General features: G+C 60.5%; 21 protein-coding genes. 6 read left to right on the top strand and 15 right to left on the bottom strand.

The window, feature by feature from the left end:
• Positions 1-329 precede the first annotated feature (329 nt).
• Genes ACUIAH_RS04865 through ACUIAH_RS04855 form a run of 3 tightly spaced genes read left to right on the top strand, consistent with a single transcriptional unit; the run spans position 330 to position 3,351 of the window.
• Positions 330-1,148, top strand: a complete 819-nt coding sequence (locus ACUIAH_RS04865) for a (Fe-S)-binding protein (RefSeq protein WP_306221725.1) — start codon at positions 330-332, stop codon at positions 1,146-1,148.
• Positions 1,145-2,650, top strand: a complete 1,506-nt coding sequence (locus ACUIAH_RS04860) for a LutB/LldF family L-lactate oxidation iron-sulfur protein (RefSeq protein ID WP_306221726.1) — start codon at positions 1,145-1,147, stop codon at positions 2,648-2,650. The genes ACUIAH_RS04865 and ACUIAH_RS04860 overlap by 4 nt, the downstream gene beginning before the upstream one ends.
• Entirely contained in the window at positions 2,647-3,351 is a 705-nt protein-coding gene (locus tag ACUIAH_RS04855) for a LutC/YkgG family protein (RefSeq protein WP_045923943.1), read from the top strand. Before ACUIAH_RS04860 ends, ACUIAH_RS04855 begins: the two co-directional genes overlap by 4 nt.
• A gap of 105 nt (positions 3,352-3,456) precedes the next feature.
• On the opposite strand, the gene rimM is transcribed toward ACUIAH_RS04855, so the two are convergent.
• The 5 genes from rimM to ACUIAH_RS04830 all read right to left on the bottom strand — a co-directional run bounded on the left by rimM (position 3,457) and on the right by ACUIAH_RS04830 (position 8,725).
• Positions 3,457-4,062: a ribosome maturation factor RimM gene (gene rimM, locus ACUIAH_RS04850; protein ID WP_445340519.1), complete on the bottom strand. Its 606-nt coding sequence runs from the start codon at positions 4,060-4,062 to the stop codon at positions 3,457-3,459.
• Positions 4,059-4,292: an RNA-binding protein gene (locus tag ACUIAH_RS04845; RefSeq protein WP_015021362.1), complete on the bottom strand. Its 234-nt coding sequence runs from the start codon at positions 4,290-4,292 to the stop codon at positions 4,059-4,061. The genes rimM and ACUIAH_RS04845 overlap by 4 nt, the downstream gene beginning before the upstream one ends.
• A gap of 35 nt (positions 4,293-4,327) precedes the next feature.
• On the bottom strand, positions 4,328-4,786 hold the full coding sequence (gene rpsP, locus ACUIAH_RS04840; RefSeq protein ID WP_045923945.1) for a 30S ribosomal protein S16: 459 nt from the start codon (positions 4,784-4,786) through the stop codon (positions 4,328-4,330).
• A gap of 215 nt (positions 4,787-5,001) precedes the next feature.
• Positions 5,002-7,317: a glycoside hydrolase family 31 protein gene (locus tag ACUIAH_RS04835; RefSeq protein ID WP_445340518.1), complete on the bottom strand. Its 2,316-nt coding sequence runs from the start codon at positions 7,315-7,317 to the stop codon at positions 5,002-5,004.
• A 28-nt stretch (positions 7,318-7,345) separates the two neighbouring features.
• On the bottom strand, positions 7,346-8,725 hold the full coding sequence (locus tag ACUIAH_RS04830; RefSeq protein WP_197071124.1) for an SLC45 family MFS transporter: 1,380 nt from the start codon (positions 8,723-8,725) through the stop codon (positions 7,346-7,348).
• Between the two features lie 158 nt (positions 8,726-8,883).
• Between ACUIAH_RS04830 and ACUIAH_RS04825 the strand changes: the two genes are divergently transcribed.
• The gene (locus ACUIAH_RS04825; protein WP_045924248.1) at positions 8,884-9,906 is read left to right on the top strand and encodes a LacI family DNA-binding transcriptional regulator; all 1,023 of its coding nucleotides are present in this window, start codon (positions 8,884-8,886) and stop codon (positions 9,904-9,906) included.
• A gap of 17 nt (positions 9,907-9,923) precedes the next feature.
• On the opposite strand, the gene ACUIAH_RS04820 is transcribed toward ACUIAH_RS04825, so the two are convergent.
• On the bottom strand, positions 9,924-11,066 hold the full coding sequence (locus tag ACUIAH_RS04820; RefSeq protein WP_445340517.1) for an endonuclease/exonuclease/phosphatase family protein: 1,143 nt from the start codon (positions 11,064-11,066) through the stop codon (positions 9,924-9,926).
• 30 nt (positions 11,067-11,096) lie between these two features.
• The gene (gene ffh, locus ACUIAH_RS04815; protein WP_445340516.1) at positions 11,097-12,713 is read right to left on the bottom strand and encodes a signal recognition particle protein; all 1,617 of its coding nucleotides are present in this window, start codon (positions 12,711-12,713) and stop codon (positions 11,097-11,099) included.
• Between the two features lie 1,070 nt (positions 12,714-13,783).
• Here ffh and ACUIAH_RS04810 point away from each other — a divergent pair.
• Positions 13,784-14,914 (top strand): glycoside hydrolase family 172 protein, encoded by a 1,131-nt coding sequence (locus tag ACUIAH_RS04810; protein WP_445340515.1) that lies wholly within the window; start codon positions 13,784-13,786, stop codon positions 14,912-14,914.
• Positions 14,915-15,174: 260 nt separating this feature from the next.
• Here the strand turns inward: ACUIAH_RS04810 and ACUIAH_RS04805 are convergent, their stop codons facing one another.
• Both ACUIAH_RS04805 and cysS read right to left on the bottom strand, forming a co-directional pair.
• Entirely contained in the window at positions 15,175-15,288 is a 114-nt protein-coding gene (locus tag ACUIAH_RS04805) for a LacI family DNA-binding transcriptional regulator (protein WP_445340514.1), read from the bottom strand.
• Between the two features lie 4 nt (positions 15,289-15,292).
• Entirely contained in the window at positions 15,293-16,870 is a 1,578-nt protein-coding gene (gene cysS, locus ACUIAH_RS04800; RefSeq protein WP_445340513.1) for a cysteine--tRNA ligase, read from the bottom strand.
• A 91-nt stretch (positions 16,871-16,961) separates the two neighbouring features.
• Here cysS and ACUIAH_RS04795 point away from each other — a divergent pair, with 91 nt between their 5' ends.
• Positions 16,962-17,687: a type 1 glutamine amidotransferase gene (locus ACUIAH_RS04795; protein ID WP_306221737.1), complete on the top strand. Its 726-nt coding sequence runs from the start codon at positions 16,962-16,964 to the stop codon at positions 17,685-17,687.
• 2 nt (positions 17,688-17,689) lie between these two features.
• Here ACUIAH_RS04795 and ACUIAH_RS04790 read toward each other — a convergent pair whose 3' ends face one another.
• The 6 genes from ACUIAH_RS04790 to rpmF form a co-directional block, all read right to left on the bottom strand.
• Positions 17,690-19,636, bottom strand: a complete 1,947-nt coding sequence (locus ACUIAH_RS04790; protein ID WP_445340512.1) for an ABC-F family ATP-binding cassette domain-containing protein — start codon at positions 19,634-19,636, stop codon at positions 17,690-17,692.
• A 54-nt stretch (positions 19,637-19,690) separates the two neighbouring features.
• Positions 19,691-20,350: a sugar O-acetyltransferase gene (locus ACUIAH_RS04785; RefSeq protein WP_445340511.1), complete on the bottom strand. Its 660-nt coding sequence runs from the start codon at positions 20,348-20,350 to the stop codon at positions 19,691-19,693.
• Positions 20,351-20,380: 30 nt separating this feature from the next.
• Entirely contained in the window at positions 20,381-20,935 is a 555-nt protein-coding gene (gene ilvN, locus ACUIAH_RS04780) for an acetolactate synthase small subunit (protein ID WP_029677724.1), read from the bottom strand.
• Between the two features lie 14 nt (positions 20,936-20,949).
• Complete coding sequence (locus ACUIAH_RS04775; RefSeq protein ID WP_445340510.1) at positions 20,950-22,890, bottom strand: acetolactate synthase large subunit; 1,941 nt, start codon at positions 22,888-22,890, stop codon at positions 20,950-20,952.
• Between the two features lie 217 nt (positions 22,891-23,107).
• Positions 23,108-23,869 carry a ribonuclease III gene (rnc, locus tag ACUIAH_RS04770; protein ID WP_198199199.1) on the bottom strand — a complete coding sequence of 254 codons (762 nt, stop codon included), beginning with the start codon at positions 23,867-23,869 and terminating at the stop codon, positions 23,108-23,110.
• 142 nt (positions 23,870-24,011) lie between these two features.
• Complete coding sequence (gene rpmF / locus ACUIAH_RS04765; protein WP_015021378.1) at positions 24,012-24,206, bottom strand: 50S ribosomal protein L32; 195 nt, start codon at positions 24,204-24,206, stop codon at positions 24,012-24,014.
• Between the last annotated feature and the right edge of the window lie 44 nt (positions 24,207-24,250).

Genomic DNA, 24,250 nt, shown 5'->3' with positions numbered 1-24,250 from the left:
CTGGCAGGGTTTTATTCCACTGTAGCGAACAGACGAGCCGCCGCTCGTCCTTGACATGTCACTGCTTTCCAGCCTGCCGTGGTAGCATATATGTGGTAAATCTCACACGTTCAAAAGCTGAGGGTGGGCGATTCCCGACGGTGCGAATTCCAGGTCGATACCATGATAATGATGGGTCCTTTCAGGATTGCACATCGGTGCCTGCATGGGCGTGGTTGGTCGCAAGGCAGCGATGCGGTGGGAGGATCAGGGGTTCAAGTGATGTTGGGTTTCTCTGCGATCCGGAGATGGTTCGGACCTGGCGTGCAAGGTTGTAGAGAGGTGTGGTAATGAAAGTAGTGATATTCTCCACCTGCGTGGTGGACCTCATGTTTCCGAACGTGGGGAAGGCCATGGTGGAGGTGTTGGAGCGGTTTGGCTGCGACACCTACCTTCCCAAGGAGCAGATTTGCTGCGCCCAGCCCACCTTCAACAGCGGGTATGTCAAGGGAAGCATGCAGGTCATGCGCAACGAGGTCGATGCCCTGCTGAGCGTGGATGCCGACTACATCGTGGGTCCAGCGGGCTCCTGCGTGAATATGCTCAAGGAGCTGCCCTTCCATCTCAAGAACGACCCGGTCTATGCCGCCAAGGCCCAGACCATGGCTGACAAGACCTATGAGTTCTCGCAGTTCCTCTATCGTGTGCTGGGTGTGCTGGATGCGGGCGCTGAGCTTGATGCCGTGGCCACCTACCACCGCTCCTGCCACATGACCCGGTTGTTGGGGGAGCGGACCAGTCCCTTCGCCCTGCTTGACCATGTCAAGGGTCTGACCATGATACCCCTGCCGCATATCGAGAACTGCTGTGGGTTCGGCGGCATGTTCTCCATGAAGGAGCCTGAGATCTCCAAGCAGATGGTGGATGAGAAGGTGAACGACGTGCTCAGCACCAATGCCAGCGTCCTCATCTCCTGCGATCCGGGCTGCCTGATGAACATCGGAGGCCGTTTCAACCGGCGTGGCGAGAAGATCACCATCATGCACCTGGCTGAGGTGCTCAATCACAACGTGGATATGAGCCGCGTCAAGTATGTGGAAGGCCGCTCTGCTGGCGATGGGGCTACGGGCTCCGTCAGAGCCGCCAAGGAAGAGGGGGCTCTGGTATGAGCAGCATGGTCAATGGCAAGAAGGCCGCGCAATATTTGCGGACCAGCAAGGCTCCTTTCCTGACCAGGGTCAAAGAGTCCGAGCAGGACAAATTCGCCCAGCAGGCTGTGGCCAAGGCCCAGGATGCGCAGTGGGTCAAGCGTGAGGCCGCCCGACAGGAACTGGGCAACTGGGAGCAGTGGCGCGACCTGGGCGAGCAGATCCGCCAGCACGTCATCCGCTATCTGCCTGACTACCTGGAGGAGTTCGCCGACAACGTGGAGAAGCGCGGCGGCCATGTCTTCTTCGCCCAGACCGACGATGAGGCTGCCCAGTACATCAAGCAGATCGCCATCGAGAAAAAGGCCAAGCACGTCGTCAAGAGCAAGTCCATGGTGACCAGCGAGATCAACCTGGATCCGACGCTGATGACGGTGCCCGGCCTGGAGGTTCTGGAGACCGACCTGGCCGAGTTCATCCTGGAAGAGGACGACTGGGACCAGCCCACCCATCTGGTCTTCCCCGCTCTGCACAAGAACCGCGAGCAGGTTCGGCAGGTTTTCGAGAAGAAGCTGGGTTACAAGGGCGACAACGACCCCCAGCACATGGCCCGGTTCTCGCGCAAGGTTCTGCGCAAGCACTTCCTCGAGGCGGACATGGGCATCACCGGCTGCAACTTCGCCGTGGCTGATACGGGCATGATCAACCTGGTGACCAACGAGGGCAACGCCGACCTGGCCATGTGCATCCCCAAGACCCAGGTGGTGGTCATGGGCATGGAGCGTCTGGTGCCGACCATGAAGGAGGCCGAGACCATGGACAACATGCTGGCCCGGTCCGCCGTCGGCCAGAAGCTGACCTCCTATTTGACCTACACTGCGCCGCGCACCGGCCAGGAGTCGGACGGACCGGACGATGTCTATGTGGTCATTCTGGACAACGGCCGCTCCAACGCCCTGGGGACGGTCTTCGAGCCCATCCTCCAGTGCATCCGCTGTGCCTCCTGCCTGAACGTCTGCCCCATCTACCGGCACATCGGCGGTCATGGCTACGGTTCCATCTATCCCGGTCCTGTGGGCTCGGTGCTCTCGCCGGTATTGGATGGTGGCTACGACGACTTCGGGGACCTGCCCTACGCCTGCAGCCTGTGCGCAGCATGCACGGCCACCTGCCCGGTCAAAATCCCCCTGCATCAACTCATGATCGAACACAGGCGGATCATGATGGACGACCAGTCCCAGGCAAATCTGATCGACGACACGGTCATGAGGGTCATGGGTCTGGGCACCGGCCATTCCTCGCTCTTCCGCACCGCCCTAGGGGTGGATCACACCATGCTGACGCCCATATCCAAGAAGCAGCCGGAGACAGCCAAGAACCTCTTCGCCAGTGATCGGCACGTGGAATGGATGCCCTTCGTCTTCGGCGGATGGACCAAGGTTCGTGATCTGCCAGATCCGCCCAAGCACGGGCAGAACTTCCGCAGTTGGTTCGCTCATCACAAGAAGGAGCAGCAGGCATGACCGATCGTGAGGTATTCCTGGACTATCTGGCCAAGAAGAGCGGACGGCCCCGCCACCAGCTCAAGGACCACCCTCTGGTGCCGGTCAACGACCTGCCGGAGACCACCCTGTCCGGCCACACCCAGGACGAGCTGCTGGAGATCGCCCGGAAGAGCAGCGAAGCCGTCCATGTGGACTTCCGCACCTGCACCAAGGCCGAGTTGCCCACTGCCCTGGATGAGTTCATCGATTCACGCAAGGATGACAGCGACCATGTGATGCTGCCCACCTCCGACCTGTTTGCAGATTTCGGCCTGGAGGAGTGGAGGGACGGTCTGAACCCGCCCGCCACTTTCTGGAAGCCGGGGGCCAGCCGCGAGGAGAACATCAAGACCGCCGACGAGTCCGGGACGGCCATAGCCTTTGCGGACTTCCTGCTGGCCGAGTCGGGCACCATCACCGTGGCTACCACCCCGGGTCAGGGCCGTGCCTTCCACTTCCTGCCGGTGCACTATCTGAGCATCATCCGCAAGTCGAAGATCCTGCCCCGAACACGGCAAGCCATGGACTACTATGATCCGGCCCTGGTCTCAGGTGAGCTCAAGACCTCCAACATCAACTTCATCACCGGCCCCTCCAACACGGGCGACATCGAGATGGTGATCGTGGTGGGCGTGCATGGCCCCCTGGATATGACATATCTTGTGGTTGAAGACATGTAGCTCTATAACATTTCCTGCTTAGGCAGGGCGCATTTCCCATATGTGGGGGTCAGCGGCTCGAAGAAGGACGCTGACCCCCACATTCGCTTCTGCTGAAAGACGGGTTCAGACCAGGCCAGGCAGAAGCCCTCCAGGTGGGTCGATGGCCACGTACCCGTTTTCAATGTCAACCTGGGGTACCAGGGCTTCGACGAAGGGTATCAGCCCTTCCGCCTCCTCGTCGTCTTCTTTGGTGGTCATGCGGATCTGCAGCTGCTGCTGGGCTACGCCGTCCAGCACGTCGCTGACTTGGCCGACCACTCGTCCGGAGGGCTCGCCCAGAGAGTTGCCCGGAGCCATGCGAACCTCGAGTCCAATCAGATCCTCGGGATACCAGGCATCCTCCTGCGCCAGTTCCTGGGCTGGATCCGCCTGGACATACAGTTCAATGCCGTTCAGCGCTTCGGATGCGTTCCTGTCTTCCACGCCTTTGAAGAGGACGATCCAACGCTGTTTGAAGCGGCGGGAGGAGACCACCGTGAAAACCTGTCCGTCCTCGGTCTGCAGCTGGGAGTTGGGGGCGAAGCGCCGCTCAGGCTCGTCGGTGTAGGCATATACGTTGACCTCGCCCTTGAGTCCCTGGGCGCGGCCAATACGGCAGACCCTCAGCAACCTTCGCTGCTGAGGGTCCGGACCCTGCGGGTCGTGATTGGTGGACCGGCTGGGGCTCACCGGCGCACGTCCATGATGTCGACGCGCACCTTGTGGTCTGCCAGCGCTTGGATCACGGTGCGGATGGCGTTGGCGGTCCTGCCGCCTCTGCCGATCACGCGGCCAATATCCTCGGGGTTGACCCGCACCCGCAACAGCTCTCCGCGAGAGTTCTCGTGGGACTTGACCGACACGTCATCGGGAAAGTCCACGATGTTCCTGATCAGGTGCTCAACGGCCTGTGCAAGCATGATAGCCGGTCCTTCCAATCCTCAGTAAATGTGCCTTACTCAGCTGCCTGCTCGGCCTGGGCGGCATCTGCCGACTCATCGGCCTTGGGGGCTTCCTTCTCCGCCTGGGCCTTGGCCTTGGCGTCAGCCTCGGACTTGGCAGCCTTAAGCTTCTGAGCTTCGTTCTGTGCCTGCTCAATGCGGGCCTGGGCATCGATCTCGGCCTGGGGCACCTTCAGAGTGCCTTCCTTGCCGGGCAGATCCTTGAACTTCTGCCAGTCACCGGTGATCTTCAGAAGGTTGAAGACAGGGTCACTTGGCTGAGCGCCTACACCCAGCCAGTACTGGGCGCGTTCGGAGTCGATCTTGATTGAAGAGGGCTGGGTGTTGGGATCGTAGGTGCCGATCTCCTCGATGACCTTGCCATCGCGCTTCTTGCGGGAATCGACCACGACCACGCGGTAGAAGGGGTAGAACTTCTTGCCCATTCTCTTCAGACGAATTCTGGTTGCCAAAACGGCTCTCCTTGGTACTTGGTGTGCCCGGCGGCGTCTCCATGTGGGGCATGGTGGCGCTCCTGGCGTGTTCCTCACGGCCGTCGGAATGAGAGGGCTCCTCCGGACATGAATAACAGCAAAAGTATACCTCAACCATAGGATTAAGGGTCTGCTGTGGCATATGCCTCAACAGACCCTTGGTTCGGTTTTCTCCAACCTGTTCTGACCTAGGTCTAGGCTTCGGCCTCCCTATAGACCGGGGCCTGGCTCTTGTCGTCCAGGATCAGGGTCATGGTTCGCTCAGTCAGGACCAAATGGATCCTTCGATAGAGAGGCTTGAATCCATAGTGGGTCACGGTAACCGAGCACTGGCCTTGGCTCTCCATGCGGATCTGATAGAGGTTGTAGGCCCCCTGCTCGTAGTCGAAGCTGTATCCGTCATCCTGATAGTGGGTGTAGTCGCCATGCTGGCCGAAGAGTCTGAATGTCATGGACTCCTCGGGCTGGTCGTCCATATGCTCCACCAGTCGACCCCAAGGCAGAACGGTGTCGGCCCTGACGAAGATCGGCAGCTGGTCCAGAGGAGCCTCAACCAAAATATCTCGTTGGCCGCCGAAAGTGACCATGGTACGCAGATCCACCCAGTCGCCCTTGGGCAGATAGACCATTCTTGAGACCTGCCCCTGCTCTACCACCGGTGCTACCAGAACCCGGTCGCCGACCATGTACTCATCGTTCAAGTTCCGGGTGCGCGCATCTTCTGGGTAATTCAGGACCAGGGGACGCATAACCGGCAGGCCGTCTTTCATCTGCTTGGCGAAGCAATCGTAGAGGTAGGGAATGAAGCGATACCTCAAGTGCAGGAAGTGCCGGTAAATGTCTAGGACCTCAGGGCCAAAGACCCAAGGCTCCTGGTCTCGTGCCTGGAGTGCGGAATGGTTGCGCAGAAGCGGGCTGAAAATGCCGGCTTCGATCCATCGGGTCAGCAGCTCCGGGGTTGTATCGGCGCTGAATCCACCGATGTCGGCCCCGACAAAGCTGAATCCGCTCATCCCCATATTGCAGAGCTGAGGGATCGACATTTGCAGATGCGGCCAGAGGCTTTGGTTGTCGCCGGTCCAGACCGTTGAGTATTTCTGCGTTCCCGCGTAGGCCGCGCGTGTGATGACGTAGGGCCGTCTGCCGGTGGCTTTTTTCAGGCCCTGATAGGTGGCCTTGGCCATGTTGTGGCCGTAGACATTGTTCATCCTGGCAAGGTCGGACTGCTGATCTTCATCGCTGAAGACGGTGTCTTCCGGTATCTCTCCGTCGAATACGGCGGGTTCGTTCATGTCTGTCCAGATGCCGGCTGCCCCGCTGTCGACCAGAAAACGGCAATGCCCGGCCCACCAGTCGCGGACTTCGGATCGACCGAAGTCAGGGAATACGGACTTGCCGGGCCAGACCCTGTTGACATAGACGCTGCCGTCCGGGTTGGTCGCGAAGTACCCCTTATCCAAACCCTCCTGATAGATCGGATAGTCGGGATCCTCTTTGACTCCAGGATCCAGGATGGGGATGACTCTGACTCCCCGTCTTTTCATATCCGCCAGGAACCCGGCGGGATCCTTGAAGATATTCCTGTTCCAGGTGAAGACGCGGTAGCCGTCCATATAGTCGATGTCGAAGTGGACAGCTTCCAGGGGAAGGTGATACTTGGCGAAGGTGTCGACGATCTGCTCCACCCGGTCCTGGCTCATGCTGTAGCCCCAACGTGACTGTTGGTAACCCAGCATCCAACGCTGGGGGAGAGGGACCCGGCCAGTCAGATAGGTGTAGTTGGAGACCACCTCCTTCAAGGAGGATCCGCCCAGTATGTAATAGTCCAGGTTTCCGTCGACGGCCGAGTAGAAGTAGTAGTCGGCGTTCTCCCTGCCCAGGTCAAGATGGCTCCGGTAGGTGTTGTCGAAGAAGATCCCCCAAGGGTGGCCTTTTTTCAGTCCGAAGAGGACCGGGACGGACTTATAGAGGTTGGTGAAGGTTTCGATATGCGGTCGTGGCTCATCATAATTCCAGTTGTCATATTGATAGGACCGCTTGTTCAGATACCCGGTCTTGTCGCCCAGTCCGTAGAATTGTTCGTCCGGATCCAAGGCCTTGACTACCTGGTAGTAGTGATCCTCAGTCTGGCTCACGCCGGAAACTTCGTGGCCTTCGGCCCGCATGATGCTCTGGTGGGCGGCATCAATCGTCTTAGCGATGGGACGTCTCTTGCCGCGGTAGTCCAGGATCAACGGATTGCCTTGAGCGTCGAAGACGTCCAAGAGCAGGTCAGGTCCGACTTTGACGGTCAGCTGCCCTGTAGACAGTTCCAGATGGTTGTCGACTTCCTTCAGATCGAAGGGAGTCTCCACCTTCTTCTCGCCTTCGATGGCGTAGGAGTTGGTATGTCGTCCCCGATCCTGAAAGACGCGGATGATTTGGTCCGTCAGCACGGTCAGGATCAATGCTCCCTGGTCGGAACTCAGGGTGATGGTCTGACCTTTCGCGGTGTAATGCAGGTTCGTCATGGCAGACGTATTCCTTTCGTAAAGTTTCTTAAGCCTCGTTGGATTCGGGCTTCTGGCTCTTGATGATGTCCATCAGAGCTGCGCCAATCAGCCAGGAGATGCCTCCGATCAAGAGCATGGTCGGCATCGATCTGCCTACCAACGGGAAGATCGCGAAGCTGCTGACCGATGCGATTATCTGCGGGAGGCAGATGAAGATGTTGAAGAGCCCCATATAGGCACCATCATTGGCCCCGTCGGTTTCCGTAGTGAAAATAGCAAAAGGTTCGGCATGCATGGTCAGGAAGCAGATACCGATCAGTGTAAAGGAGCCGATCAGGGCGTACTGGTTGTGGGTGAAAGCGGTCCAGATCATTCCCAGGCCGCCGCAGAGCAGTCCAATCCGGTACCAGAACTTGCGCTTGTACTGGCTGGTCCTGGACAGAACCAGGAATCCGTAGATGATGCCCACGATGGACTGGACGAAGGTGAGGATGCCATACCAGTTGCCGGCGGCCTGGAATCCCGCTGAGGAAGAGTCGGCCGTGTGCCAGACGTTTTGGGCGATGGCCCCGGTGGTGTAGGTCCAGAGGTACTGGACGCCGAAGTAGGCGAAGAACTGGATGACTGCAACCTGCCAGAATGTGCTGGGGGCCTCCTTGAGAAGGGTCCAGTAGGACTTCTGCGGCTTCTTCTCCTCATATTCGAAGTTATGGTATTGCGCGTAGGTCTTAGGATCGTATTCCTTGACCGAGAGGATGGTGTAGATGGAGGTGGCCAGAAGGACGGCCGCGGCGATGTAGAAGGAGAGCCGGACGGACATGGGGACCACTCCCTTCTTGTCGATGTTGGCAATGCCCAGCCCGGTCAGCAGGAAGGGGCAGAGGTTGGCCAGGACGCCTCCCAGATTGCTGAAGGACTGTTGCCAGGACCAGGCCTGGTCCTTCTGCTTCTCGTTGACCATGTCGCCGATGATCATGCGGAAGGGTTGCATGCAGGCGTTGTTGGACAGGTCCATAAGGACGATGGCTGCTGCTCCGAAGCACAGAGCAGTCAGGGACCCGTAACCAAAACCAAAGGAACCGGAATTCGGCAGCAAGACCATGACGATGGCAGCCAGGGGAGCCGCCCAAAGCAGGATGGGCATCCGGCGGCCGAAGCGTGGGGACCAGTGTCCGTCAGAGAATCGTCCCAGGATTGGTTGAATGATCATTCCGATCAGGGGCGGCAGTATGAAGAAGAACCCAAGCTTGCTTGGGTCGGCACCCAGAGTCTGGAATATGCGGCTCATCTGTGAGGTCTGCAGGGAGAAGGCCATGTTGACGCCGCAGTAGCCGAAGGTGATGGCGAACATGGTCTTCATGGTGATATCCGGTAGCGAATGCCGTTTCTTGGTGGAGGCATCACTCGTCATTTGAGGTGCGCTCAAGGTATCTCCTTTGATCTTTTGTAAACAATTACTGTAAACGTTTACGGTATGAGTATACAGCCTCATTCATCTTTTTCATGCCCGGGCGTGTGGCTATGATGGCCGATGACGTAGAAACTGGGTCCGGCATGGGTTCGGCAGAGGGAAAGATGGAGGTCATGGCTGAAGCTTCCAGAGTGACCTTAAAGGACATAGCCCAGCGGTTGGGGCTGTCGACGGCTACCGTTTCGCGTTCCCTTTCCGACACCGGTGAACACAGGGATCAGACGGTACGCTTGGTCAAGGAGACGGCCAAGGAGATGGGGTACATCCGCAACACGGCAGCGGCCGACCTCGTTCAGGGCAAGAGCCATGCTTTGGCTGTCATCCTCTCCAACACCAAGACCAATTTCGATTCTTCAATCATCGAGGGGATCGAACAATCAGCTGCGGAACGGAACCTGGATGTGTTGATTCTCCATGCTGGCAACGCTGATCTGCAAGCCCAGCGGCGGGCCATCACCACTGCGGTAGAGCGTGCCGTCAGAGGAATTATTCTGGTCTCCCTCGAGCTCCAGGAGTCATTGATCGCCACCATAGAGCAGGTGGGAATGGATTGCATATCGCTCTCATCCTTTGTGGGCGGCGGACGGCTGCCCTGCATTACTTCAGATGACTATCAGATGGGGTATGAGGCCACGCAGTTTTTGATTGACCAAGGTCACCGACGGATCGGGTTGGCGGGCATTCCTAAGCATGGTTCAATCACTCTGCGCATCAGCGGGTACCGGCAGTGCCTGGAGGATAACAGCATCCCTTATAGGGAAAGTCTGGTTTTCCGTGGGGGATGTCTCTACCAGGATGGGATAGCCGCCATGAAGCGCTGTCTAAAGACGAAAGAACAGATCACTGCCCTTATCGGTGCCAGCGACCTGGTGGCTATGGGTGCCATCAACCAGGCCAGGGACCAGGGGTTGGATGTGCCCGGTGACGTGAGTGTCATGAGCTTTGACGGCACGGACATTGTAGAAATGGTCAGGCCCACCATAACCAGCGTCACCCAGGCCTTTTACCGTATGGGAGTGGAGGGAGTCAAGGCCCTGCTGTCCGGAGACAAGCCGGGTTCGCGTTTTCTGCCTTTCCGGATAATCAGCAGGCAGTCCACCGGACCGGGCCCTTGCCTGCACGGTGATCATAAGTGAGCAGCCTCTGCTCAGGCTCACAGGCGCAGTTGAGCCAAAAGGCCGCAGTGGTCGGTGTGCGGGACTTTCATGACCTTCATCGATTCGACCCTGATGCCTTGGCTGACCAGGATATGGTCGATTTCGATCAGCGGCGGTAGAAGTGCCTGGCAATGCGGAAAGGTCGGATGCGGCCCGCAACCTAGGGAAAGGGAGGCATCACGCAACCTGCCGGACTGCAGCATAGCGCGAAAGGTGGGGTGGTGCAGGTTGGCGTTGCAGTCACCCATGATGACGGTGAATGCGGGCGATTCCATGTCTGGGGCGGCCGCCGTCTTTTCGCTGTTCAAGAGAGCCAGGCGCTCAATGCCTAAGCCCCATTGTCTGGCGCCGCGTTGGGGCGACTTGGGATGGATTGAAGCCACGCGGATTGTTCCAGCTTGGGTATGCAAAAGCATCAGAGGGACGGCTGAAGCTTCCAAATCAAGGCCTGATGGTTGATGCCATATGGGCTCCAGACGAGAGAAGAGGGCGTTCCTGCCGCCATTGTCATTCTGGGTCTGCGGCCCCTCCACCAGGTATGGCATGATCTGCCTCATTCCTGCTTTCTGCAGATGAGTCAGCAGCGTCGAGTTCACTTCCTGCAGGGCTAAAACGTCGACATCATGGCTTTGAACCTGCTCCATGATGGTCTGCGCATCCGCCTTGCCATAGCGGCAGTTTAGCGTCATGACTCTCAAGGAAAGGGCTGGATGGCTAGCGGCTGGAGCCAGGTCGCGAGTTTCTGTGTGGACCTGTGCTGAATCAGGCGTGACCTGATTGAGCTGGTTTGATTTGGGACTGTCTGCATAGGCATCTGCTTTATTACTAGTATCCGTGCGATGCCTATTGTTTGACAGCAGCCCAGTTCTGTGCCCCGAGCCCGTTGGAGAGGACAGGTGAAACCTGTACTGGAGTCTCCACAAGGTGACCAGAGTCAGCTCAATCAGGGCCAGGGCGGACTGTGGCCAGGCCTGGATCACAATGGCGCAGACCAAGATGACCAACAGGGGAACGGCCAAGAGGTCGATCAGAGCGATCAGCTCCACCAGAGGGCGGTGCCAGTCAGCTCCGGCAGGGAGGAAGCGCAGGGCCATCCACAAGGCGATGAGGCCCAGGAGAATCCAGAGAAGGGTGTTCACGTGCCATTGTCTCCTGCAGGAGAGAGGGGTTTAGCGGCCGCCGAAGAGACCGCCCAGTCCACCGCCAAGGTTGGGCGGCAGGTCCGGCAGGCCTTCAGGCATCTGCGGAGTTTCGGGGCGCTTGGCGAAGGCGGAGCCGCCGGAGGATTTGCCCTTGCCGGACAGGCGCTCGCGTAACGCCTTCTCTTCGGCCTCCCGCTTCATAGGATTGCCTGAACGGGAGCCCTTGCGGCCTTTCTTGCCCTTTTTGCCCTTCTTGCCGCCGCCAGCGCCCATGCCGCCCATGCCTGGGATCGAACGGCTGCCATTGGTCATCCGCTTCATCATCTTGGCCGCCTGCTCGAACCGCTGCAGCAGGCCGTTGACAGCCGAAACCGTAGTGCCGGCGCCATAGGCGATCCGGGCCCGCCGTGAGCCGTCGATGATGCTGGGGTCGCGTCGTTCCTGGGGAGTCATCGACTGGATGATGGCCTGGGTCCGGTCCACCTCCTTCTCATCGAACTGCTCAAGCTCCTTGCGGTGCTGGGCCATGCCCGGGATCATGCCCAGGATGCTCTTGAAGGAACCCAGCTTGCGGACCTGCTGGAGCTGCTCCAGAAAGTCGTCCAAACCGAAGCTGCCCTCGGACATCTTCCCGGCGGCCTTGCGGGCCTCCTCCTCATCGAACTGGCGCTGGGCCTGCTCGATCAGGGTCAGGATGTCACCCATGTCCAGAATGCGGGAGGCCATCCGGTCGGGGTGGAAGACCTCGAAGTCCTTGAGGCCCTCGCCGTTGGAGTCGAAGAGGATGGGCTTGCCGGTCACCGAGGCCACCGACAGGGCCGCACCGCCTCGGGCATCGCCGTCCAGCTTGGACAGGACCACGCCGGTGAAATCCACGCCCTGGTCGAAGGCCTTGGCTGTGGCGACTGCATCCTGGCCGATCATGGCATCGATGACGAAGAGGATCTCGTCGGGGTGGACGGCATCGCGGATATTGCGGGCCTGCTCCATCAGCTCCTGATCCACGCCCAGCCGACCGGCCGTATCAATGATGACCACGTCATAGAGCTTGTCCTTGGCCACTCTGATCGAGTCGGCTGCCACTTTGACCGGATCGCCTGTGACCTGCCCCGGGGCTGTCAGCTCGGATCCGCTGGTCTGCACGCCTGGCTCGGGTGCGTATACCGGCACTTCGGCGCGCTCGCCGACCACCTGGAGCTGGGTGACCGCATTGGGCCGCTGCAGGTCGGCCGCCACCAGCAAGGGGGTGTGGCCGGCGTCCTTGAGCCAGTAGCCCAGCTTGCCGGCCAACGTGGTCTTGCCGGCACCCTGCAGGCCAGCCAGCATGATGACTGTGGGCGGGTTCTTGGCGAAATTGAGCGGTCGATCCACTCCAGCGCCCAGAATGTCAGTCAGTTCGTCGTAGACGATGGAGACTACCTGCTGGGCCGGGTTCAGGGCCTTGGAGACCTCCTCGCCCAGGGCGCGTTCCCTGATGCGCCCGGTAAAGGAGCGCACCACGTCCAGGGAGACATCGGCATCCAGGAGGGCGCGGCGGATCTCGCGGATTGTGCCGTCGATGTCGGCCTCGGTCAGCTTCCCCTTGGAACGCAGATGGGTGAAGGCCTGGGAGAGCCGGTCGGTCAAAGATGAAAATGCTGCCATAATGCCCCAAGTCTACCTGTCAGCCGGGAGATTGGCCGGCAGTTGCTGGCAATAAGCCCGCCTGCGCCAAGACATAAGGAGATGGTGACTGCTTCCTTGTGCTCCTGCTTGTGGCTGTCTATTGGCTACCTAGTGCTTTCGCAGCTGTATTAAGCGCAGAAAATGAATGTTCTTGAGCTTGCAGAACCTTTTGAGCATATCTTGTTTATTGACATAGACTCGGTTAAGACGTTATACTAAGTCGAAACGATTCGATATTGTTGTTGCGCGTTCTGAGGATTGCTATCTCGTGATGCATTTTCCTCGAAAACTTGTTGACATCTTGAATCGTAGTCGATGAATGCGAGGGAGCAGGGAGCCGGCATGAAAGCCAAACAAAGGCCCGAAATGGCTTTTAGCTTGACCGGATTGTTCCGGAAGGAGATCGGCTATGTTGCTTCTGGAAGGTGTCGGGTTCTCGGTTGCGGACTTCAGGACCTGCCTGGAGTCGTTGTCTTCATCCTCAGCCTGCAATGCCAAGCCGAATGCGGCACGATTACTGGCATCTTGAACACAGTCGAACCGAGCAATCTCGGTCGGAACTACTCATGGCCTAGGTCCCATGTCCTCATTTCTTTTTCCATAATTTTTGAACTACGAACCGTTCCCTTCGCCTCGTCGAACGAGTCTGGAACGACTTTCGTTTTGGCCTATCTGTCGACAAAGAGCTGGACAATTACTTTGGCTCGGTTTCCTCCAGCTAATGCTGCGAATCGCTCTTTTGGGTACAGTGTGTGGCGTGCAGTGCTGCTGGATCGACCTCCTTGACTTTCTGTGTTGCTACGGCGCCCAGCCGTTTCCTGCGTTTTATGGGTTCTTCCCTCCCAGATTGGTTTGGAATTGGCCATCGTTGCGGGTGCCTTGGCAGACTGTCAGCGCCTTCTTTATCGTATTTTCGCAAAAGCGTTCACAAGGAATAGCGGAGAGCGCTGTCAAGTAACTAACAAGCTGCAAGTACACTGAACATGGCCGTCCGCTAGAAAAGCAGGGGAGAAGAGCAGAGGGCCCGAACACGAAAGGCAACCATAATCATGGGTATGACCATGCCGAACAACGCAAACGGCCTAGAGGCACTGACTCGCACAACCACGGACCGAACTCGCTGCGTCAATGCTGAGAACCCTCAGGGGGGCAAGGGCAGGGCGGCTATGACGGCCAGTCAATTGGGTCCCTCCAGGAAAGGGACTCCCTGTCTCAAAAATATTGACTCGGGACAGGATGTCGTCCTCGCCGACTTGTCCGGCGCGGGAGAGATCCGTCATATCTGGATGACTGTGACCGATGCCACTTCGCCTACAGGACCCAACGTATTGCGCAATCTGATCCTGGAATGCTACTGGGATGGTGAACAGACACCGTCCGTCAGCGTGCCCCTTGGCGACTTCTTCTGCTGTGGCCATGCACAGGCCTGTCGGGTAGAATCCGTTCCTGTGGCCGTCTACCCGCGCCGCGGGTTCAACTGCTTCTGGCCCATGCCCTTCCATAACGGGGCGCGGGTCGTCCTGCGCAACCGGCACAACGAGCCCATTGAGGCTTTCTTCTACCAGATCGACTATGTGGAAAAGGACGAGCTGCCCGAGGATGTTATGACCTTCCATGCCCAGTGGCGCCGTCAGCGGGTCACCGAACTGGGCCAGGATTACGTCATCTTGGACGGGGTGCATGGTCGGGGCTCTTACGTGGGCACCTACCTGGCTCTAACCGCTCTGGAGAGCCGTTGGTGGGGCGAGGGTGAGGTCAAGGTCTACCTGGACGGGGACAAGGACTATCCCACCTGGTGCTCCACAGGTAGCGAGGACTACTTCGGCGGTGCCTGGAGCTTTGCCGGGCAGGATCCGGATGGCCGGATGCACGAGGCCACCTACAGCGGGGCTTACATGGGCTTCCCCTTCCACTCCAGGCAGTTGGACAACCGCGAATCCCAGTACTGGGATGCCGACACCCCGGTGACTAGGGGATTCTATCGTTGGCACATACCCGACCCCATCATTTTTGCCAGTGACATCAAGGTGACCTTGCAACAAATAGGTGTGGATGAGCAGGGATACTTCGAGCGTCAGGACGACTTGGCCAGCGTGGCGTATTGGTACCAGCAGGAGCCCCACCAACCTTTCCCGCAAAAGGTGCTGGAGACAGGGGAACGGGATCGTCGGCCTCGTTGAAAAATTCTGATTAAGCCCGATTGTTGAGGCGGCTTTTCGATTCTGGCATCTGATGCAAGCGCGACTGATCGCTGACTGCTGCTCCAGGTTGTTCCGAATCGGCCAGGGGACCCCTGGCCAAGGTTTAGGTCAGCAGATTTAAAACTATAGAACACAGGGGGAAGGAGAAAGGTACGTCTTGAAGATGTCCTGCAGCTCAAGAGTGGGCTGAAGCTGATCTTGCCTCCTGAAGCCAGAGCCAAGTCAAGCTCAGCGACAGTCTACATGATCCGCTGGTAGGTTTCCGGAGAGACGGGACGCTTGCCAGAGAAGGCATAAGAGACTGTGCTGACCGAGACTCCGGCCCTTCTGGCGACATCGCGTATATCGGACATGAGGTCAGCGGTTCAGATCCCAGGTGCTGCCAGCGGGTGTGTCCGCCACGGTCACGCCGGCCGCCGTCAGCTGATCCCTGATGGCATCGGCCCGGGCGAAGTCATGATCCTTTCGTGCTTGATCGCGTTCCTTCAACTGCTGGCCTACCAAGGCATCCAGGGTGTTCATGGCTTGATCGTCATGGTCGGCTGCAGCCCCGGCCCAGTGGGGATCAAGAGGATCAAGGCCGAAGACATCCAGCATGGCTCTGACCTGGAGCAGGGCATTAGCCAGCCACTTCCGATCCAGAGCATTCGGATCCGCATCCATAGCCGCGTTGGCTTGACGGATCAGTGCATAGAGGGCGGCCAGGCCGCCTGAGACGTTGATGTCGTCATTCATGGCCTGCACAAAGTCCTCCGGCAGATCGTCCGCACTCAGTCCCGCCACACGGTCACGCTCGGGTTGTGCGCCCAGGATCCGCCCGGCCCGGTCCACGAAGTTGCGGATGCGCTCATAGGCGCCCTCGGCCTCCTGCAGGGACTGGTCGGACCATTCCAGCATGGACCGGTACTGCACCGAGACCAGGGCGTAGCGCACCACCCAGGCCGGATGCTGCGAAAGCACCTGGTCCACGGACAGCCCGTTGCCCAGGGACTTGCTCATCTTCTCGCCCTTCTGGGTCACCCAGGCCGTGTGCATCCACCGATGGGCGAACCCCCAGCCGGCTGCGTGCGACTGGGCCATCTCGTTCTCGTGGTGGGGGAAGCGCAGGTCCAGGCCGCCTCCGTGGATGTCGAACTCCGCGCCCAGATAGCGGTGGCTCATGGCCGAGCATTCCAGGTGCCAGCCCGGCCGACCTGTGCCGAAGGGGGTTTGCCAGCGAGCTGTGGGCGGGTCTGTAGGCTTGGGTGCCTTCCAAAGTGCGAAGTCGCGGGGGTCTCGCTTGCCGGGCTCCTCATCGGTATCGGCAGCCTGGTCATCAGTGTCGATGCTGGGTCCCAGCCGGTCGTTGGCGGCGGCCTGTTCGTCAGCGGGCTGGGTGCCGGTCTGCTGGTGGGTCAGGGCACCATACTCAGGCCAGGAAGCCACGTCGAAGTAGACGTTGCCTGATGGGCGGCCCTGTTCGTCGGGCACCACATAGGCGTGGCCGCGGTCGATGATGCGCTGGATCAGGTCGATCATCTCGGGGATGTGCCCGGTGGCTCGGGGCTCGTAGGTGGGTGGCAGGGCTCCCATGGTCTCATAGGCATGGGTGAATTCGCGCTCGTAGATGTAGGCCCGCTCCCACCAGCGCTGGCCGTTGGCCGCCGCCTTGGTCAGGATCTTGTCGTCGATATCAGTCACGTTGCGGATCAGGGTCACCTGGTAGCCCAGCCTGAGCAGCCAGCGCCTGATCACGTCGAAGGCCAAGGTGGTCCTGATGTGGCCGATGTGGGGCGAGCTCTGCACCGTGGCCCCGCACACGTAGATGCCAACCTTGCCCGGTTCGATAGGCCGGAAGGGGGTCACCTGGTGACCAGCTGTGTCATACAGACGCAGACCAGCTGCGGCCAGGCTGACTGAAGCCTTGGAATCATGCGGTTGCGAACTCGTATCCATATCCTTGAGCCTACCAAGGCTTGCTGACTGCCCAGGGGGAAATGCCGAGCCTGCAGACCCGGTCCGATGGCATGTGTGCAAGAATGGAATCATGGCGAAACCTAGGGTGCTGGTGGTCCAGCATGTGGATTGGGAGAAGCCGGGTCGCATTCTCGACAACCTCCAGGAGTGCGGGCTGGACACCGAGATCACCAATATCGTGGATGAGAAGAAGCCCAAGCTGCCGCGCTCGCGGGAGTTGGCGGGACTGGTCATCATGGGCGGGCCCATGTCGGCTGACGACTACGCGCATCACCCCGGACTCAAGGCGGAGACCAAGCTGGCCAAGGCGGCGATGGCTGCCAACAAGCCCATTCTGGGGATTTGCCTGGGTCATCAGATTTTGGCGCGGGCCCTGGGAGGCACCCTGATGCGGGATCAGGATCCCGAATACGGCATGGGCCCCATCCGCTGGGTGGGGCAGGACGACGACGTGGCCATGTGGAGCAAGAACACGGATGTGCTGCACTGGCACGCCGACCAGGTCACCCTCCCGCCGGGGGCCAAGCTTCTGGCCCGCTCCCAGGCAACCAAGGTTCAGGCTTTTCGGCTTGGATCGGCCTTGGGTCTGCAGTTCCACCTGGAGGTGACGGCGCCCATTTTCGAGGAGTGGATGCAGGTGCCGAGCATGGTTGGCACGATGAAGAAGTCCAAGATCGCTAAAATGCGCGAAGAATTTATCAAAGGGATGCCGCAGATGCAGCCTCTGGCCGATGCTATCTTCTCTGCCTTTGCGGCCAGGTGCTCGACTCAGGCCGCCCAGCTAGCTGCCGCCTGAGGCTACTCCAGCTCCTCCCCGATGGTCAGCCACTCCTCCTCTAGCTGGTCCGACTGCCCGGTCAGATCCTTGAGCTTGCTGTTGAGCTCGTTGAGACCCTGGTAGTCGCCTGGGTCGTGCTCAGCCATCTGTCGCTCAAGTTCCTTGCGTTGATCAGCCAGCTTGGCCAGCTTGCGTTCGATGGCGGAGGCCTGCTTGTTAAGATTTCGCTTGGCAACACGTTCGGCCTTGGCCTGATTATGATTCCCGGTCTCCTTGGCTGATGCCTGGCCCGGTGCATCCGCAGCTTCCCGGTCGGCCGATTCGACCATGTCCAGGTAGTCTTGGACGCCGCCGGGCAGGTGAACCACCTTGCCGTTGATCAGGGCGAACTGCTGGTCGGTCACCCGCTCCAGCAGGTAGCGGTCGTGGGAGACCACGATCAGAGTGCCCGGCCACGAATCCAGCATGTCTTCCATGACGGCCAGCATGTCGGTGTCCAGGTCGTTGCCTGGCTCGTCCATGACCAGCACGTTGGGCTCGTCCAGCAGGATGAGCAGGAGCTGCATGCGGCGCTTCTGTCCGCCGGACAGGTCGCCTATTCTGGTCATCAGCTGGGAGCTTTCAAAGCCCAGGCGCTCCATCAGTTGGCTCGGGGACACCTCCTTGCCCTCCACCAGATAGGTGGGCTTGTAGCGGCTAAGGACCTCTTTGATCCGATAGCGGCCCAGCTTCTCCAGTTCATCCAGACGCTGGGTCAGCACCGCGAAGCGGACCGTCTTGCCCACCTTGACGTGTCCTGCCGTGGGAGCCACGCTGCCGTCAATCAGACCCAGCAGGGTGGACTTGCCCGCTCCGTTGGCGCCTACGATGCCGAATCGGTCGCCGGGGCCGATCAGCCAGGTCACGTCGTCCAGGACCTTGTGTCCGCTGATGGTGAGGGTGTCGGCTGCCGCAGTGCCCGGACGGTCCTTGCCGGGATCGGCGGCCACGGTCACCGAGCCCATCAGTGGGCGCTCGGCATAAGGGGAGGGGACCCGGTCGTTCTTGTTTCCATCGGCATCGGAGTCGGCCCCTGGATAGATCTTGGTCACGTCGACCAGGTCCACCACCTGCTTGCCCAGGCGTGAGGTGGCCATCCGCTTGAGTTCCAGGCTGTTGCGCATGGGCGGCACGTCGGCGATCAGCTCCTGCGCGGCCTTGACATGGAACTTCTGCTTGGTCGACCGGGCCCGGGCTCCTCGGGTCAGCCAGGCCAGTTCCTTGCGGGCCAGGTTGCGGCGCTTGGTCTCGGCCAGATCCGCCTGGCGCTCGCGCTCCACCCGCTGGAGCATGTAGGCGCTGTAGCCGCCCTCGAAGGGGTCGATGGTTCCGTCATGCACCTCCCACATGGAGGTGCAGACTTCGTCCAGGAACCAGCGGTCGTGGGTGACCAGCAGGAGGGCTCCGGAATTCTTGGCCCAGCGGTTCTTCAGATGCTCGGCCAGCCAGTGGATGGTGAGCAGATCCAGATGATTGGTCGGCTCATCCAGGGCCAGGATGTCCCAATCCTGAAGCAGCAGCCGGGCCAGGTCCACCCTGCGGCGCTGACCGCCTGACAGGGTGCCCACCTTGGCCTCCAGCTCCATGCCACCTAGGAGGGACTCCACGATTTCGCGGGATCTGGGGTCGGCAGCCCATTCGTAGTCTTGTCGATTCTCCAGGGCCGCCTTGCGGACCGTGTCCTCGTCCTTCAGGGGATCACGTTGGTCCAGCATGCCAAAGGTGAGTCCATTGCGCATGGTCACCCGGCCCTGTTCGGGTTCCTGGGTGCCTTTCAGCAGGTGCAGCAGGGTGGACTTGCCGTCGCCGTTTCGGCCCACGATGCCGATCCGATCGCCCTCGAAGATGCCCTGCGTCACATCCGTAAAGATGGTTTTGGTGGCAAAGGATAGAGCGACGTGTTCCAGACCGAGATCATAGATGGGCATGATTCCCCAATCTACCGCCAGCCTTGGATGGAATGAGCTCTGGGCTTTCAGGGGTTATTGGTCCTGGCTGTTTTCCTGGTCCCGCTGACGAATTCTGTCTAGATAGCCGGTTCTGTCCGCATCGGTGATAGGTCGCAGGACAGTGCAGGGGTTGCCGACCGCAACTACCTGATCCGGTATGTCATGGGTGACGACAGACCCCGCTCCGATGACGGCCCCACGGCCAATCCGCACTCCTCCCAGGACGACCACGTGACCGCCCAGCCAGGCACCCTGGCAGATTTCGATGGGTCGGGCCTGGCAGGCGCCAGCCTTCCGTTCCTCATAGTCCAGGGCATGGTTGGTGCAGAAGAGCCCTGCGCCGGGGCCTATCCACACGTTCCTGCCTATGATGATCGGAGCGTTATCCAGCATAACGGCGCCGTAATTGATTAGCGTCTGACTGCCGATCCGTATGTTGCAACCGACTTCGCATCTGAAGTCCGGATTGATGACGACATCCTGTCCCACCTGGCCCAGCAGGTCTTCCAGAATCCGTCGGCGTTCCTGCTTCTGTCCGGGGCCGGTCCTGTTATATTCAAGGAAGAGGTTCTCGGCCCGTTCCCTCTGGCGATCGATGTCGGGATGGGTGTCCTGATAGACCTGACCGGATACTATCCGCTCCCATTCGATTCGGCCGGTCCGGCTCATTTCCGCCGTCACATCGTCAGTCATGGGCACCGCCTTCCAGGATAATGGGATGAGTCAGCGGTCGGTGATCTGGGAGCCCAGCACCTTCTCGCTCAGGGCCCGGGGTCCCCGAGTCACGGCCACGGCGCCCGACCTGACCAGCTCGATGATGCCGAAGGGCCGCAGCAACCGCAGCAGGGCTTCCAACTTGCCTTCGGCCCCGGTGGCTTCGATGGTCAGGGACTCGGGGTGGACGTCGACTACGCGCACACGGAAGAGTTTGACGATCTCCAGCACATCGGAGCGGTTGCGTTCGTTGGCTTTGACCTTGATCATGACCAGTTCGCGTTCCACGGCCTCGTCGCCCTTGAGTTCGACGATCTTGAGCACGTGCAGGAGCTTGTTGAGCTGCTTGATGATCTGTTCCAGGGGGACGGCCTCCACATCTGCTGTGACCGTGATCCGGGAGATGTCGTCTCGCTCAGTGGACGAGACGGACAGGGAGTTGATGTTGAAGGCGCGCCGGGCGAACAGGCCGGCCACCCTGGCCAGGACGCCGGGGCGGTTCTCGACCAGAACGGAAAGGGTGTGCCGTTCGGAACCGGGCTTGGATGCTGGATAATTGGCCATGTGGTGCCCCTTTCCTACTTGTTCATGCGACCGGCGGCGTCGCTGGCCATGGCTGCCCGGTCGGCTCCGGTCTGCTCATGCGGCTCGGGCTGCTCCTGCTCAGGACGGATGCCGGCCAGGGGCTGCACGCCCGGCTTGTAGATGATGGTGTCGTTGGAGGCGCCTGCCGGGACCATGGGCCATACCATGGCATCCTTCCAGACGCGGAAGTCGATCAGGACCGGTCGGTCGGTCACTGCGTTGGCCTTATCGATGGCCTCCAGGGCCTCTTCTTGGGTAAAGGCCCGCAGTCCCAGGCAGCCATAGGCCTCGGCCAGTTTGACGAAGTCGGGGATGCCGTTGCCGTCTGTGGGCTTGGCGCCGCCGTCCTCCAGGTTGGTCTGGGAGTAGTGGCTGCCGTAGAAGAGGGTCTGCCACTGACGGACCATGCCGTAGACCGAGTTGTTGAGTATGGCGATGCGGATGGGCAGTCCTGCCTGCCCGGCCGTGGCCAGCTCCTCGGAGGTCATCTGGAAGGAGCCGTCCCCGTCGATCAGCCAGACGGGCCGCGGATCCTCCTCTTCCCTGGTGCCGATGGCTGTTCCTATCGCGGCGGGCAGGCCGTAGCCCATGGTCCCCAGTCCGCAGGAGGAGACCCAGGAGCGTGTGCGTTCAAAGTCGATGAACTGGCTGGCCCACATCTGGTGCTGGCCCACTCCGGATACCCAGATGGTATCCGGATCGGCCTTGTTGCTCAGGGTCTGGACCACCCACTGGGGTGCCAGGGTGCCGTCCGGGCTGGGCTCAAAGGTGGTGGGGTAGTCGTGCCGCCAGCCGTCGATCAGCCGCCACCAGGGCTTGAGATCGGGCTTGCCCCAGGTGCGTTGGGCTGCCTTGAGCGCCGGAATCAGATCGTCCAGCACCTGGCCCACGTCCCCGACGATGGGTACATCAGCCTGCCGGTTCTTGCCGATTTCGGCCGGGTCGATGTCGATGTGGATGACCCGGGCCACCGGGGCGAAGTCCTCCAAGCTGCCGGTCACCCTGTCGTCGAAGCGAGTGCCCACGGCCACCAGCAGGTCGGAGTGCTGGATGGTCCCGTTGGCGGCCACCGTGCCGTGCATGCCGGGCATACCCAGAACAGCTGGGTCGGAATCAGGCACGATGCCTCGCGCCGGCAGGGTGGTGACCATGGGGGCACCGGTAGCTCGCACGAGTTCCTGGACCTGCCGACGCGCGTCGGACCGGACTGCGCCGCCGCCCACATAGAGGACCGGTCTGTGCGACTGGACCAGGAGCCGGGCGGCATCGTCCAGGACGTGCCCGTGGGCCCGCGTCACCGGGTTGTAGCCGGGCAGAATCATCTCCTGGGGCCAGGAGTAAAGCATTTTGCCGTTCTGGGCCGTCTTGCTCAGGTCCACTACCACCGGGCCGGGCCTTCCCGAGCGGGCGATGTGGTAGGCCTCGGTCATGACCCGGGGGATGTCCTGGGCCTTGGTCACCAGATAGGAGTGTTTGGCCACCGGGTAGGTGATGCCCACGATATCGGCCTCCTGGAAGGCGTCGGTGCCGATGGAGTCCACACCCACCTGGCCGGTCACCACTACCAGGGGAACCGAGTCCATCATGGCATCGGCTATGGGGGTGACCATGTTGGTGGCCCCGGGTCCGGAGGTCACCAGGCAGACCCCCACCTTGCCCGTGGAGACGGCGTAGCCCTCGGCTGCGTGGCCGGCTGCCTGCTCGTGGCGAGTCAGTGTGAAGTTGAAGCGCACTTGCTCGTCAATGGCGTCGTAGGCGGGCAGAATAGCGCCTCCTGGAACGCCGAAGACCTGGGTGACCCCCAGATCCTCCAGGGACCGAATCAGCGCCTGGGCTCCCGTCATGGGCTCGCCCTGGGCGGGGACATCCTTGTCGTCATGGTCCCAGTTCTTGGGTACCGAGCTGAATGCTTGCAGAGGTGTCGGCAGACTCATGTTTCCTCTCGACCTCCAGACTGCGCGCCGACCTGCGGCCGTGCATGTCGAAATACGAACCTGTCGGAGCGTCGGCGGGGTGGGCGGACGATTCCCGATCAGGAGGAGGCACCTGTGCCGTTCGTGACGGCGTGCCTCCGGGTTATGCCCATAGTCTAAACAGGGGTCTGGTCGGGGCGTTGGCACAGTACCGCATGCCGGAACTCCGTCTGAAATCTCAGGAGGATTGCTCGGCGCGCAGGGTCGCAAGCAGGTCCTGGTCGTCCAGCTGCTTCCACCCCTGGGCGGCAGCAGCCAGCTGGGCCTTCCGCTTGCTGCTGGCCTGGCCCTTGCCGATCACGGTCCCGCCGTCCTCCAGGCGCAGTTCGGCGGTGAAGACTTGGGCGTATTCCGGCCCGGAGACCGTCATGGCGTACCGGGGCTCGCCCAGGCCCAGCTTGTGGGCCTTGACGGTGATCGAGGTCTTCCAATCCAGTGCCGGTCCCTCAGTGGCCACTTCGGCCAGGGTGTCGTCAAGAATGGTATGGACGGTGGTCCTGGCCCCCTCGATGCCGTGCTCCACGAAGACCGACCCGATCAGCGATTCGACGGTGTCGCAGAGTATGGAGTCCTTGTCAGCCCCGCCGTTTTCGCTCTCTCCGCGGCCCAGAAGAATATACCGCCCCAGGTGCAGTTTCTCCCGGGCGATGGCCGACAGGGCCTCCTCGGAGACCGCTTTGGCCCGCATCTTGGCCAACTGGCCCTCGGTCATGTCTGGATGAACCTTGTACAGGGTCTCGGTGGCCACCAGTTCCAGAACCGCGTCGCCCAGGAACTCCAACCGTTCGTTGTTGGGCATGCCCGGGTGCTCATGGGCGAAGGAGCGATGGGTCAAGGCGTGCACCAGCAGCTCCGGGCTGATCCTGCCGCCCAAGGCCTGGAAGAGCTCCTCAGCCGCCTGGTTGCCGGAATCCACTTGCTCCTGTTCCTCCTGCCGCATGTGGTCTTCCTGATCCTTCCTGGAGTGCCCTGTCTGCATAGCCCTTCTCGCTTTCTCGGCCTTGCCGTCTGATGATATGGAAAAACCCCTGCCACCCGTCGATGGCCGGGGTTTTCTCATTGCGTGTCGATCGCCGATTGGCTCACTTGCTGAACTGCGAGCGAATGGCGTCGCGGTAGACGCGCCCGCGGTACATGCCGCAGCTGGGGCATGCCATGTGCGGCAGCGCAGGAGCCCCGCAGTTGGGGCAGGTCACCGTAGCGGCGGCCTGGGTCTTCCAGTTGGCGCGCCGGGAATGGGTGTTGGCGCGCGAGGTCTTGTACTTTGGCAGTGCCATATTGTCCTCTGTTTCGATCGAATACTTCGAGCTTAAGCGTAGAG

The organism is Bifidobacterium sp. ESL0820, assembly GCF_052606235.1.
Note: the sequence above shows the minus strand (reverse complement) of the source record. Positions and strands in the feature narration are given on the sequence as shown.